Source organism: Serratia sp. 22278 (assembly GCF_052045405.1).
Classification (GTDB): Bacteria; Pseudomonadota; Gammaproteobacteria; order Enterobacterales; family Enterobacteriaceae; genus Serratia; species Serratia marcescens.
In genome coordinates, this window is sequence record NZ_JBQEOW010000001.1 from 901366 (window position 1) to 914906 (window position 13541).

Below are 13541 nucleotides of genomic sequence, written 5' to 3' on the forward strand. Positions count from 1 at the left end.
CGCGTTATGCGCCCTTCGTCTTTTTGGCGTGGCCGACATTCAGCGGTTCACCACCTTGGCCGGCAGGGCCACCACCAGCAGCGAGCTGAGCAGCAGGCAGCCGGCGAAGGCCCAGAGCGCGCCGCCGCTCTTGCCGGTCAGATCCAGCGCCAGCCCCATCAGCGAATTGCTCACCAGCCCGGCGATGTTGGCCAGCGAACAGGCCAGCGCGAAGCCGGTCGCCGCCGCCGTGCCGCGCAGGAAGGTGGCCGGCAGACTGAAGAACACAGGCACCGCGCCGATGATCGCCGCCTGGGCGATGGAGAACAGCAGCACCGTGGCCAGCGCGTTGTGAGTAAAGAAGGTGCTGCCGGCCATCGCCAACGCGCCGATGATAAACGGCACGATGATATGCCAGCGCCGTTCGCGCAGCCGGTCCGAACTGCTGCCGATCAGCAGCATGCCGAGCAGGGCGGCGACGCTGGGGATCGCCGTCAGATAGCCGATGGTGGTGATGTCGGTGACGCCGGCGGTTTTGATGAAGGTCGGCATCCAAAAGCCCATGGCGTAGGCGCTGAGCAGAATAGCGAAGTCGATGCCGCCGAGCATCCACACCTTCAGGTTGAAGAAGCCGTCGCGGAAGCTGTGCTTGCCGTGATCGGCCTCGGCGTCGTCGCGCGCCAGATCGTCGGCGATGCGTTGTTTCTCCTCGGGCGTCAGCCACTTGGCCTGCTGATAAGTGTTAGGCAACAGCCAGAAGGTCAACACGCCCAACAGCACGCTGGGAATGCCCTCCAGCAGAAACAGCCACTGCCAGCCGTGCAGCCCGTGGCGCATGTCGAAATGGCCCATGATCCAGCCGGAGAGCGGCCCGCCGATCACGCTGGACAGCGGCAGGCCGATCATGAACAGTGCGATGATGCGGCCGCGGCGATAGGTCGGGAACCACAGCGTCAGGTAAAAGAGCACGCCGGGCAGGAAACCGGCCTCCGCCACGCCGAGCAAAAAGCGAATGACGTAGAACTGGGTCGGCGTGGTGACGAACATGGTGGCGGTGGACAGCAACCCCCAGGTGATCATGATGCGGGCGATCCACATCTTGGCGCCGACGCGCTGCAGGATCAGGTTGCTCGGCACCTCGAACAGAATATAGCCGACGAAGAACAGCCCGGCGCCCAGACCAAAGGCCGCTTCGCTCAGCTGCAGCGCGTCGGCCATCTGCAGCTTGGCCAGCCCGACGTTGATGCGATCGAGGTAGGCCGCCAGGTAGCACAGGCAAAGAAACGGGATCAGTTTCCAGGTGATTTTGCGGTACAGCAGCAGCGATTCTGCGTCCGCTTTCCCCGCCAGCGGGGTGTCGACAATGGCCATGATGTTGTCTCCAGGTGGTGCGTGTTGGCCTCCGCAGGAGGCGCCTGTTGTGTTTGCGTTGCATGGGCGCCGCCCTGTTTCGGGCGGTCGCGTGAGGCGCTGTCTGCGCCTTCGTTATTGTCGTGGCAGGTGAATCGTTGACTCATAACCGGTTCAGGTAGTCGAGCGCCTCCTGTTTGTGCACCACATCGCCGTATTTGCTGTCGATGTCGAACAGGTTGGCTTCGTGCGGGCCGGGGTGACGATCGCCGACGCACTCGCGCACCACCATGGCGCGAAAGCCGTGCTGCACCGCATCCACCGCGCTGGCGCGGATGCAGCCGCTGGTGGAACAGCCGATCATCAGCAGCGTGTCGATCCCTTGCGCCACCAGCAGCGGCGCCAGCGCGGTGCCGAAGAAGGCGCTGGCGTATTGCTTGCTCAGCACCACCTCATCGGCCAGCGGCGCCACCGGCGGGCAGAACGCCGCCAGCGGGTTGCCCGCCACCATGTCTTTCATCACCGGCGCTTTCTTCACCCACAGGCCGCCATCGGCAAAATGGCCTGCATGATAGCGGATATGGGTGTGGATCACCGGAATTCCCGTTCGGCGCGCGCAGGCCAGCAGCTCGCGGCTTTCCTCGACCGCGCTGACTACGCCTGGCGCGAACAGCGGCGCGCCTTCGGTGGTGTAGGCCTGCATAAAGTCGATCGCCAGCAGCGCCGGGCGCCGGCCGAAGCCGATGCGCTGGCCCCAGACGCCGCGATAGTTGTCGCTGAGGGTGTCGTTCATTCTGCCTCCTCAATAAGCGCCGGACAGCAGGGCGCCGGCGCCGGGAACGATCGGTTCCAGCTCCAGCGCGGTCAGCATCGCGTAAGTGGTGGCGATGGCGGCGGTGATCACCGGTTTGCCGGTTTGGGCCTCCACCGTCGGGACGGCCGGTAGCGAAGGCATCTGCACGCAGGCGGACAGCACGATAGCATCGACCTCGCGTAAGTCCATCTCGGCGACGATCCCCGGCAGCCTGGCCGGATCGTGCCGGCCGACGTCGAGGTTGTCCGGGATCTCCAGCGCGCGCCATACCTTGACCTCGATGCCTTCGTGCTGGATGTAGTCCACCACCAGCTGGGTCAGCGGTTTCATGTAGGGCGCCACCAGCGCGATGCGTTTGGCGCCGATCACCTTCAGGCCGTTGACCAGCGCGCCGGCGCTGCTGATAACCGGCGCGGCGGCCTGATTGTCTTTCGTCACCTGCGCCAGCCGGGCCTGCGATTCGCGGTGGTAGCCCAGCCCCATCGCCATGATGGCCACCAGGCAGGCGTAGCCGAGCACGTCGACCCGCGCGTCGGACAGCTCCAGCGCGCAGCGATCGGACTCGGCGTCCATCGCCGCCAATTCTTCTTTATTGACGTGTTTCATGCGCATGCGGCTGGAGTGAAAGGTGAAACGCTCCGGGCGTATCAGCTGGCGCGCGCCCAGCATCGCCGGGATCTCGGTTTCCATCGTGGTGTTGGAGCTGGGCACGATCTGGCCGATGCGGTAGTGGTTGCTCATGTCGGTGTTCCTCAGTTAATCCAGAAAATCGCCCAGGGCGCGGAAGAAGCCGTCGAAATCGTCCCACGGGATCATGTGTCCGGCGTTCTCGACCTCGACGATGGCGATCTCCGGCTGCAGCGCGCGGATCTCCGCCCGGTCTTCGGGCTGAATGACGCCGCCTTTGCCCGCGGCCATCAACAGCGTCGGCATGGTCAGCTGCGGGTAGTCGCGGTGGCTGTCCACCTGATGAAAATCGTCGTAGGCGCGTTGGATCGCCGGCTCGTAGCAGGTATGCAGCCACTCGGCGCGCAGCTGGCGCTGTTCTTCGCTCCAGGTTGGGCAAAAGGCGCGCATCTGCTCGGCGCTCATGCCCGGCAGCGACTGCCGGATGGAGTCGGCGTACCACGGCCATTGGCCGGGATAGGCGCGGCGGCCGGGGCCGGAAACCGGCGGATCGACCAGCACCAGTCGCCGCACGCCGGCGGGCCGCAAAGCGGCTGCGCGCAGGGCGAAGCGGGCACCCATCGAATGGCCGAGCAGGGCGTAACTGTCCAGGTTCAGAGCGGCGGCGAAGGCGCTGACGTCCTGTGCGCAGGTCTCTGCGTCATAAGCCAGTTCCGGGCCGCTGGACGACAAACCGCGGCCGCGCACGTCGAGCACGTAGACGTCGTATTTTTCCCCCAGCCGCTCGGCGACGAAGCCCCAGGTGATCGCCGGGCTGGTGATGCCGGGGACCAGGATCAGCGCCGGGCCGTGGCCGCCGTAGCGCAGATAGTGTTGGCGAATGTCGTTGGCGTGAACGTGGGCGCCGTAGAGGAAGGTGCTCATGCGGCGTTCTCCGATTTCAGCGCTTGCGCATACAGGTCATAGCCGTAAACCCAGGCCGGATCTTCCTGGGTGCGCAGGAAGGTGTTGGCGTTGGACACCGCCTGCACCCTGGATGCGCGCTCCTTGCGGTTGGCTTCATACAGCTGGAAAGCGGTGCGGTAGTCGCTGAGGCCGGTTTCCTGCAGGCAGCGGGTCAGCATGGCGGCGTCTTCGATCGCCATCGCCGCGCCCTGCGCCATGTGCGGTTTCATCGGATGGCAGGCGTCGCCGAGCAGCACCAGACGGCCTTCGCTCCACAGCGGCAGCGGTTTGCGGTTCAGCAATGGCCATTTGGTGACCTGTTCGCTGGATTCGATCAGCGCCTGCACGATCGGGTGGTAGCCGGCGAAGGTCTCGAACATCTCTTCGCGGCTGCTGTCGATGAAGCTGCCCTGGAAATCCCAGGCCGGGTGCGGCACGCCGCTGACGTAGTAATACTCGTCGCGCCGTTGGGTGGTGTAGTAGACCATCAGATGGCGGTCCGCCGACCACCACTTCACGCAGTCTTCGAACGTCAGGTTGTATTTCGCCAGCTTCTCGCCGCGGATCAGCGCGCGGTGGGCCACCCAGCCGCTGTAGGTCGGCGCTTCAGCGCCCAGCAGGTGCTCGCGAATGCGCGAGTTGATGCCATCGGCGCCGATCACGATATCGGCGTGGGCCGAGGTGCCGTCGACGAAGTTCAGCACCACCTCGTCACCGCGATCTTCAATCTTGCTCAGGCACTTGCCGAAGTGCAGGGTGCCGGGCTGCAGCGCGGAGAGCTGCAACGCCTGCAAATCGCCGCGGTGCACCGTCACATAGGCGGCGCCGTACTCCCGGCGGGCGAAGGCGCCCAGTTCGATGCGCGACAGGTAGTCGCCGCTTTCGGCGTCGCGGCTGAACCAGAAATCGGGATGAGACGCCATCTGCTCCAACCGTTGCTCAATACCGAGGCGGCGGAAAATCTTCAGTACGTTCGGCCCCATGTGAATGCCCGCGCCGAGGCGTGAGAACGCCGGGCTCTGTTCATACAGATCGACGGTAAAGCCGGCTTTTTGCAGCAGCCCGGCGGCGGCGGCGCCCCCCAGCCCGGCGCCGACGACGGCGATGCGTGGTTGTTTGCTCATCATGTTTCCCCTGTCTGTTGGCTTTTTTCAGCGTAGGCCCAACGCGTGGCTGGACGATTGATTTATAGTGTATGCGCTAAATAACGCAAAGTTGCAAAAGTGTTAAATCAGATCTCGCTCACGCTAATTGACAGCGTGTTACTGTTAAACTCATGTTAATCACAGGATTGATGCGGGATGAAATAGGACTTTCTTATGGTGGATATTCGCAGCTTGCTTTACTTTGCTTTTTTGACTTAGATGAAATGAGTGTGTTCACTTTAAATTGTTTGAAAAATCACCGCCGCCTTGCGGGCGTCGGTGACCCTTGACGAGACAGGAGACAGGCCATGGCGGTCAATGAAACCCAGTTGGTACAGCTGTTCGAGCAGGTGCTTACGCTGTCGAAGGTCGATGCTTCGCAGAGCGTGGCGATTTTGAAAAGCCATTATTCCGATGCGCGCACGGTGCGCGCCGCGACCGACGCGGCGCTGCGGCTGGGCGCCAGGGTGTATGCCGTCGAACTGCCGGCGTTCAACCATCCGCGAGCGATGGGCAACGACATGACCGCCTATTGCGGCGATACCGCGCTGACCGGCAATCTGGCGGCGCAGCGTGCGCTGGAGGCCGCCGACCTGATCGTCGATACCATGATGCTGCTGCATTCGCCGGAGCAGGAACAGATCCTGAAAACCGGCACCCGCATCCTGCTGGCGGTGGAGCCGCCGGAGGTGCTGGCGCGCATGTTGCCCAACGCGGAGGACAAGGCGCGGGTGCTGGCCGCCGCCGCCGTGCTGGAGCAGGCGAAGCTGATGCAGGTGACCTCTGCCGCCGGCAGCGATTTCCGCGCGCCGCTGGGGCAATACCCGACGGTGACCGAGTACGGCTATGCCGATGAACCGGGGCGCTGGGATCACTGGCCGAGCGGTTTCCTGTTCACCTGGCCGAATGAGGAACAGGCGGAAGGGGTGCTGGTGCTGGAGGTCGGCGATATCTTGCTGCCGTTCAAAAGCTATGCGCGCGAACGCATCACGCTGGAGATCGAACAAGGGTTCGTCACCCGCATTCACGGCGGCTTCGAGGCGGAATACCTGCGCGAATACATGAAATACTTCGACGATCCGGAGGTGTACGGCATCTCGCACATCGGCTGGGGTCTGCAGCCGCGCGCCCAGTGGACGGCGATGGGCCTGCACGACAAGAACGACGGCATGTGCATGGACGCGCGCGCGTTCTGCGGCAACTTCCTGTTCTCCACCGGGCCGAACACCGAAGTGGGCGGCACGCGCAAAACGCCTTGCCATATGGATATCGCGCTGCGCCGCTGCGACATTCGCCTCGACGGGCAAACGGTGGTGGCGGACGGTGAAGTGGTGGCGCCGGAGGCGTCGCGCGTGCGCCGGGCGTAATCGTTGCTGCCAACGGCGGGGGTTTGTACTATTCTCGTGGATTCCATAGATGGTGAGAGTAACGCAATGACGCCCCCCGAATACCCGTCAGCCGTGAGCGGCCAACCCGAAAATTATCATTTTACCGAGCAAGTCGGGCACCTGCTGCGCAAGGTTTATCAGCGCCACGTGGCGATTTTCCAGCAAAACGTCGGCGATTCGCAGCTGACGGCGGTGCAGTTCATCACCCTGTGCGCGGTGCGCGATATGGGGCCGAGCTCGCTGACCGAGCTGGTGCAGGTGACGGCGGTGGATCAGGCCACCATCCGCGGCATCGTCGAGCGGCTGAAGGCGCGCGATCTGATCACGGTGACGCCGGATCCGGTGGATCGGCGCAAGGTGGTGGTCGGCCTGACCGACGCCGGCGGCGCGCTGCTGGCGGAAACGGTGCCGCAGGCGGCGAAAATCACAGAATTGACGTTCGGCACGCTGAACCCGGCCGAACGGATAGCGCTGATATTTCTGCTGAATAAAATGCTGGAAGACCCTGCCACCGGCTGATTCGCCCGCGTAACGTCGGTTGCCTGGTGGTCGGTGGCGAGAGGCCAGCCCATAAGACCATCAAGTGCAGGCGGAGACGCAAACAATGGCGATATCTGAAGTGCAATCGCCCAGGGACGGCGCGAAAACCACGCTGACGGAGCATCCGCTGATGCTGTCGGTGAACGGCGAACAGCTTCATGCGCAGGTGATGGCGGATACGCCGCTCTTGCTGGTACTGCGCAACGATCTGGCGCTCAACGGCCCAAAATACGGCTGCGGCCTGGGCGAATGCGGCGCGTGCACCGTGCTGATCGACGGCGTGGCGGCGCGCTCCTGCGTGATCCCGGCCCTCGGCGTGTCCGGCCGGGCGATCGTGACCCTGGAAGGTCTCGGCACTCGCCAGCGCCCGCACCCGGTGCAGCGCGCCTTTATCGAAGAGCAGGCGGCGCAATGCGGCTACTGTCTCAATGGCATGATCATGACCACCAAAGCCCTGTTGGATCGCAATCCCGCCCCGAGTGAGGCGGAGATCCGTCAGGCGCTGTCCGGCAATCTGTGCCGCTGCGGCACCCATCTTGAAATCTTGCGTGCGGTTCAGCGCGCCATCATTCTCTGCCGCGATGAGGACGCCCACGATCATGACTGATTCCCGTACCCCATCGCCGAGCCAGGCCGACTTGCTGCAGCGCGACGGCGTTCTGTTGATCGTCGACAGCGTGCAACCGCCGCCGGGGCTGGTGCCCAAGGGGCAAACGCCGGTGCTGAAGCCCAAGGAGCAAGGGCTGTTTATCGCCCTGTGCGGCAGCGGTGAAATCTATGCCTTTAACGGCCATGTCGATCTCGGCACCGGCGTGCGCACCGCGCTCGGCCAGATTGTCGCCGAAGAGCTGTACCTGCGCATGGATCAGGTGCAAATGGTGTTGGGCGATACCGAGCGCGCGCCGAATCAGGGCGCCACCATCGCCAGCGCCACGCTGCAGATCGCCGCCGTGCCGCTGCGCAACGCCGCCGCCGAAGCGCGCCGTTGGCTGTTGCGCCAGGCGGCGCAGCGCTTCGATGCGCCGATGGAACAGCTGACGCTGGAGGAGGGCGTGATCCGCAGCCCGCAGGGGCAGGCGCTGAGCTACGCCGAGCTGGTGGCCGGCGGTCATGTCGAACTGTCGATTTCCGGCGACGCGCCGCTGAAACCGCAGGCGGAATACCGTCTGGTGGGCACCAGCGCCGCGCGCGTCGATATTCCGGCCAAGGCGACCGGCGAAACCACTTACGTACACGATATGCGGTTGCCGAATATGCTGCACGGCCGGGTAGTGCGGCCGCCCTATGCCGGTTACGACAGCGGCGAATTTGTCGGCACCAGCCTGCTGGCGGTGGATGAAACCTCGATCGCGCATATTCCCGGCATCGTCAAACTGGTGGTGATCGGCGATTTCATCGGCATTGTCGCCGAGCGCGAAGAGCAGGCGATTAAGGCGGCGCAGGCGCTGCAGGTCAGCTGGAAAGACTGGCGCCGCAATTTGCCGCAGATGACCGACGTGGCGCAGGCGCTGCGCGACAACCCGCATTCGACCCGGGTGGTGCACGATACCGGCGACGTGGACGCGGCGCTGGCGGCGGCTGACAGTCGTTTCACCCGCAGCTACCTGTGGCCGTATCAGCTTCATGCCTCTATTGGCCCTTCCTGCGCGCTGGCGGACTACCGACCGGAGCGTCTGCAGGTCTGGTCAGGCAGCCAGAACCCGCACCTGCTGCGCGCCGATCTGGCCTGGCTGCTGGAGTACCCGGAAGCGCAGATCGAGATCGTTCGCATGGAGGCGGCCGGCTGCTATGGCCGCAATTGCGCCGATGACGTCTGCGCCGACGCGGCGCTGCTGTCGCGCGCGGTGAGCCGGCCGGTGCGGGTGCAACTGACCCGCGAGCAAGAGCATGTGTGGGAACCGAAGGGCACGGCGCAGCTGATGGAGGTGGACGGCGGGCTGGACGCCGCCGGGCACCCGGTCGCCTACGATTTTCGCACCTATTATCCTTCCAACGGCGCGCCGACGCTGGCGCTGTTGCTGACCGGCCGGGTCGAGCCGCTGCCGGTGGCCTATGAAATGGGCGACCGCACCTCGGTGCCGCCATACGAATATCCGTCGCTGCGCGTCAGCATCGAGGACATGGCGCCGATCGTGCGCGCCTCCTGGATGCGCGGCGTTTCCGCCTTGCCCAACACCTTCGCCCACGAGTCTTATATCGATGAGCTGGCCCACGCCGCCGGCGTCGATCCGCTGGAGTATCGGCTGCGCTACATCCATGATGAACGCGCCAGTGAACTGATGCGCAGCACCGCAGAACGCGCCGGCTGGACGCCGCATACTGAACCGATGCAGACCCCGGCGGAAGACGGCGTGCTGCGCGGGCGCGGCTTTGCCTACGCCCGTTACATCCACAGCAAGTTTCCCGGCTTTGGCGCGGCCTGGGCCGCCTGGGTGGCCGACGTGGCGATCGACAAAGCCAGCGGCGAAGTGGCGGTAACGCGCATCGTGGTCGGCCACGACGCGGGCATGATGGTCAACCCGGACGGCGTGCGCCACCAAATTCACGGCAACGTATTGCAATCGACCAGCCGGGTATTGAAAGAGCGCGTGACCTTTGAGGAATCGACGGTCTCCGCCAAAGAGTGGGGGGCTTACCCGATCCTGACCTTCCCGGAGGTGCCGGAGGTGGACGTGGTGATGATGCCGCGCCCTTACGATCCGCCGCTGGGCGCCGGGGAGTCGGCATCGGTGCCCAGCGCGGCGGCCATCGCCAACGCGGTGTTCGACGCCACCGGCATTCGTTTTCGCGAGCTGCCGATCACCTCGGACAAGCTGCGAGAGGCGCTGAACGGGCCGGACGCCGAGCGGCAGGCCGCGCCGCCCAAGAAAAAGAAGCGCGGCAAATGGTGGTTCGGTGGCGCGGCGGGGCTGTTCGGCGCCGTGCTGGGCATCGCCGGCAGCGCCTTGCCGTGGCGGGCGGAGATCGCGCCGGTGGCGACGCCCGGCGCCGGCACCTGGTCGGCCGCCACGCTGGAGCGCGGTCGTCAATTGGCCGCCGCCGGAGACTGCGCGGTTTGCCATACCGCGTCGGAAGGGGCGACCAACGCCGGCGGGTTGGCGATGGCGACGCCGTTCGGCACGCTCTACAGCACCAACATTACCCCGGACGTGGCGACCGGCATCGGCAACTGGTCGTTTACCGCATTCGATCGGGCGATGCGTCAGGGCATCGCCCGCGACGGCCGCCACCTCTATCCGGCATTTCCTTACACGGCATTCAGTAAAATGACCGACGGCGACATGCAGGCGCTGTACGCTTATCTGATGTCGCAACCGGCGGTGCGCCAGAGCAATCCGGCCAATCAGATGCGCTTCCCGTTTAACCTGCGGCCGCTGATGGTGGGCTGGAACGCGCTGTTCCTGCGCCAGGGGGAATATCAACCCGATCCGCAACAAAGCGCGCAGTGGAATCGCGGCGCCTATCTGGTCAACGGGCTCGGTCACTGCGCCGCCTGCCATTCGCCGCGCAATCTGCTGGGGGCGGAAAAGGGCGGAGCGGCTTTCCTGGCGGGGGGGATGGTGGACGGGTGGGAAGCGCCGGCGCTGAATCAATTGGCCAACGCGGACAAACCCTGGACCGAGGAACAGCTGTTTCAGTACTTCCGCAGCGGGCATTCCGCCGAGCACGGCGTGGCGGCCGGGCCGATGGGGCCGGTGGTCAGCGAACTGGCGACGTTGCCGCAGAGCGATCTGCGGGCGATGGCCAACTATGTGATGTCGCTGAGCGCCAAGGCGACGCTGAATGTGGAACCGCAGGCGCAGTTGGCGGCCCGCGCGTTGCCTGCGGGTCAACTGGCGGGCGAGCGGTTGTTTCAGGGCGCTTGCCAGGCCTGCCACAGCGCCGCCGCCGGCGGACCGCAGCTGTTCGGCGTCAGCCCGGATCTGGCCAATAACACCAATATCTTCAGCGATCGCCCCGATAACCTGATCAAGGTGATCCTGCAAGGGATCCCCAAACCGGCCACCGCCGAATTGGGCTTTATGCCGGGCTTTAAGGACAGCTTTTCCGATCGGCAGGTGACGGCGCTGGTGAATTATCTGCGCCAACGCTATGCCGGCGACAAACCGGCCTGGCGCGACGTGGAGGCTCAGGTGGCGCGGCTGCGCGCAGAGCCGGGCACGCACTGAGCCGCCTCAGGCTTGGCGCAGGAACGCCACCAGCCGCTGCGCCGGCAGCGGCAGCTGCGCCAGGTCACGCACCGCGATCGACAGACGTCGGGTCGCCCACTCGTCCGTGAGCGGCAGGGCGCCGTGTCGGATCTCCGGATGGCGTTGGGCGCTCTCTTCCGGCACCACCGCCAGCCCGGCGCCGCGCAGCACCATGCGACAGATGGCGTCGAAATTAGCCGCACGAGCCCGCAGCCGCATCGGGCCGCCGCTGCGTATCGCCAGCTGTTCCAGATGCTGTTGCAGCGCACTCTCTTCCGGCAGACCGATGAAATCAAAAGGCAGGGCGTCCGCAAAGCTGAGCGTGCGGCGGCCGCTGAGCGCATGCCCCGGCGGCAGCGCCAGCACCAGACGATCCTGGCGAAAAGGGTAACTTGTCAGCCCGCGCAGATCGGCGTGGTCCGCCACGATGCCGATATCCGCCGCCCGTTCGGCGATGGCCTGCGCGATGGCCGGGCTGGGCAGCTCCTCCAGCGCGATGTCGGTGTGCGGGTGCAGCACCAGAAAATCCGCCAACAGCTCCGGCAGAAAAGCGTCGGCGGCGACGGTATTGGCGACGATGCGCAGCTGGCTGCGCTGGCCCGGCGCGAACTCGGCCATATCACCCCGCAGCCGGTCGCGCTGTTGCAGCAGCACACGCGCGTGTTGCAACAGGCGCTCACCGGCGGACGTCGCCTGGACGCCGCGTGGATTGCGCGTCAACAGCGCCACGCCGGCCTGTTGTTCCAGCCCGCGCATGCGGGCGCTGGCGGCGGCCAGCGACAGCCCGACGCGCTCGGCGCCGGCGGTGATGCTGCCGGTCTCGAGCACCGCCGCCAACAGCCGCAGATCGATAAAGTCAAAATGCATGCGTTTTCCCTCTGTCTTTGCCGCAGGCAGGCTCTGTCATTGCCGCATTGTGCCGCGGCGCGGCGCTGGCCACAATCGAGCCGTTGATTCGCCATAAGGATAGACGCATGTCGCTGACGTTACTCGAAATTGTCGCCCTGACGGGCATTTTTACGCTGGCCGGCACGGTCAAAGGGGCGATCGGTCTGGGGTTGCCGACGGTGTCGATGGGGTTGCTCAGCCTGATGATGCCGCCGGGGCAGGCCGCCGCGTTGCTGCTGTTGCCCTCGCTGATCACCAACCTGTGGCAACTGCTGTGCGGGCCGCGGTTGGGGGCGCTATGCCGGCGGCTATGGCCGATGATGCTGTGCGTCATGCTGGGCACGTTATTGAGCGCCGGCGCGCTCACCGACATCGACGGCCGCCTGGCGCCGCTGGCGCTGGGCATGTGTCTGATCGGCTATGCGCTGCTGGGATTCACCCGTTTTGATTGGCGCATTTCCGCCGTGGCAGAGCCTTGGCTGGGGCCGCTGTGCGGCCTGGTGACCGGTACGCTGACCGGCGCCACCGGGGTATTCGTCATTCCGGCGGTGCCTTACCTGAATGCGTTGGGCCTGGCGCGCGATGAGCTGGTGCAGGCGCTGGGGCTGTCGTTCACCGTCTCGACGCTGGCGCTGGGCGCCGGATTAGCCTGGCATCAGGCGCTGCCCGGCACGCTGCTCGGCGTTTCCTTGCTGTCGCTGTTGCCGGCGTTGGCCGGCATGTGGCTGGGCGGGATCGTGCGCCGTCATTGTCGCCCGCAGCTGTTTCGCCGCCTTTTCTTTATTGGGTTATTAATCTTGGGCGTTGAGATTGTTTGGCGATTCAATTAATTGAATCGATAGCATCTGCGTGTAATTAGGTTCGGTATATTATTCTGGGTTTTATTTTAATATGATGGTTTTCAATGTTTAAAATATAATTTTCTTATTGGATTTTTTATGAAATACAGGATGGTTATGGATTGTCATTAGTGTGTTTTACTTTTGCCATTACAGCTATTTTTAATGACTGTAAAACCAGTAAACCCATAGGAGAGTATTTATGAAGGAAATTTTAAGTAGCCAATTCGATGCGGTGTCGGGGGGATGGCAGGACCGAGATGGGAGTGGAAAAAGAGCGTCTGATAACGGAGATGGGGTATATGATTAATAAATATGTTGTTTTTATAAAGAGTGATGAATCAAAAGTGCTAGAAAAGGAAGTGGTTACACGAAAAATTATTAAGGATATGAAGCGGAAGGGATTCAGAAAGCATCATATCGAAGTAGAGGCTGATAACGAAAGCGATGCCATTAAAAAAATAAATAAGAACAGCAATGATTATTTGGATTCATTGAGATGTTTTTCCGGTGATTTATTGTTTTGTTCTATTTTTGTTATTGTTATGACGATCGTCTATTTTGCCACGATGAAAATGAGTTAGAAGTAGATGCTGTTGGATTTAAAAATAAAACGGCTTGTCGAACTGGAACTCTCGGATTTTTCTCTGGATATGATACTGCCATTGGGTGAAACATACGTTCATAAAAATTTATTGGCGCCAGGATCACTCAGAAGATTTAAAGGTGTTTACTTTAATAGTTTCATATCCTCTCGCCAAAATTAACTGACCTGCTGCTTGTTTTATTGTCAATACAATAGCCTGTGAATTTGAATGTTAGCTATCAATAAGGGA

General features: G+C 63.3%; 12 protein-coding genes. 6 read left to right on the forward strand and 6 right to left on the reverse strand.

The window, feature by feature from the left end:
- Nucleotides 1-39: 39 nt before the first annotated feature.
- The 5 genes from ACTJJ6_RS04485 to ACTJJ6_RS04505 form a co-directional block, all read right to left on the reverse strand.
- Entirely contained in the window at nt 40-1350 is a 1311-nt protein-coding gene (locus tag ACTJJ6_RS04485; RefSeq protein WP_016927840.1) for an MFS transporter, read from the reverse strand.
- A gap of 142 nt (nt 1351-1492) precedes the next feature.
- The gene (locus ACTJJ6_RS04490) at nt 1493-2122 is read right to left on the reverse strand and encodes an N-carbamoylsarcosine amidohydrolase (RefSeq protein WP_016927839.1); all 630 of its coding nucleotides are present in this window, start codon (nt 2120-2122) and stop codon (nt 1493-1495) included.
- Between the two features lie 9 nt (nt 2123-2131).
- The gene (locus ACTJJ6_RS04495) at nt 2132-2884 is read right to left on the reverse strand and encodes a maleate cis-trans isomerase family protein (protein WP_016927838.1); all 753 of its coding nucleotides are present in this window, start codon (nt 2882-2884) and stop codon (nt 2132-2134) included.
- Between the two features lie 15 nt (nt 2885-2899).
- Nucleotides 2900-3694: an alpha/beta fold hydrolase gene (locus ACTJJ6_RS04500; RefSeq protein WP_079449269.1), complete on the reverse strand. Its 795-nt coding sequence runs from the start codon at nt 3692-3694 to the stop codon at nt 2900-2902.
- Nucleotides 3691-4842, reverse strand: a complete 1152-nt coding sequence (locus tag ACTJJ6_RS04505; RefSeq protein WP_033634195.1) for an FAD-dependent monooxygenase — start codon at nt 4840-4842, stop codon at nt 3691-3693. The genes ACTJJ6_RS04500 and ACTJJ6_RS04505 overlap by 4 nt, the downstream gene beginning before the upstream one ends.
- A 326-nt stretch (nt 4843-5168) precedes the next feature.
- Between ACTJJ6_RS04505 and ACTJJ6_RS04510 the strand changes: the two genes are divergently transcribed.
- The 4 genes from ACTJJ6_RS04510 (at nt 5169) to ACTJJ6_RS04525 (ending at nt 10957) form a co-directional block, all read left to right on the forward strand.
- Nucleotides 5169-6227: a 2,5-dihydroxypyridine 5,6-dioxygenase gene (locus tag ACTJJ6_RS04510; protein ID WP_049298978.1), complete on the forward strand. Its 1059-nt coding sequence runs from the start codon at nt 5169-5171 to the stop codon at nt 6225-6227.
- Nucleotides 6228-6293: 66 nt separating this feature from the next.
- Nucleotides 6294-6767: a MarR family winged helix-turn-helix transcriptional regulator gene (locus tag ACTJJ6_RS04515; protein WP_004938613.1), complete on the forward strand. Its 474-nt coding sequence runs from the start codon at nt 6294-6296 to the stop codon at nt 6765-6767.
- 85 nt (nt 6768-6852) lie between these two features.
- Nucleotides 6853-7395, forward strand: coding sequence for a (2Fe-2S)-binding protein (locus ACTJJ6_RS04520; protein WP_049298981.1), 543 nt, complete (start codon nt 6853-6855; stop codon nt 7393-7395).
- A complete protein-coding gene (locus tag ACTJJ6_RS04525; RefSeq protein ID WP_440802241.1) occupies nt 7388-10957 on the forward strand; it encodes a molybdopterin cofactor-binding domain-containing protein in 3570 nt (1189 codons plus the stop codon). Before ACTJJ6_RS04520 ends, ACTJJ6_RS04525 begins: the two co-directional genes overlap by 8 nt.
- Before the next feature lie 6 nt (nt 10958-10963).
- Here ACTJJ6_RS04525 and ACTJJ6_RS04530 read toward each other — a convergent pair whose 3' ends face one another.
- Nucleotides 10964-11845 carry a LysR family transcriptional regulator gene (locus tag ACTJJ6_RS04530; RefSeq protein ID WP_033640419.1) on the reverse strand — a complete coding sequence of 294 codons (882 nt, stop codon included), beginning with the start codon at nt 11843-11845 and terminating at the stop codon, nt 10964-10966.
- Nucleotides 11846-11952: 107 nt separating this feature from the next.
- On the opposite strand from ACTJJ6_RS04530, the gene ACTJJ6_RS04535 reads away from it, so the two are divergent.
- Together ACTJJ6_RS04535 and ACTJJ6_RS04540 are read left to right on the forward strand one after the other, a co-directional pair.
- Nucleotides 11953-12696 carry a sulfite exporter TauE/SafE family protein gene (locus tag ACTJJ6_RS04535; RefSeq protein ID WP_197758007.1) on the forward strand — a complete coding sequence of 248 codons (744 nt, stop codon included), beginning with the start codon at nt 11953-11955 and terminating at the stop codon, nt 12694-12696.
- 269 nt (nt 12697-12965) lie between these two features.
- A complete protein-coding gene (locus ACTJJ6_RS04540; protein WP_239044521.1) occupies nt 12966-13289 on the forward strand; it encodes a hypothetical protein in 324 nt (107 codons plus the stop codon).
- Nucleotides 13290-13541: the final 252 nt, after the last annotated feature.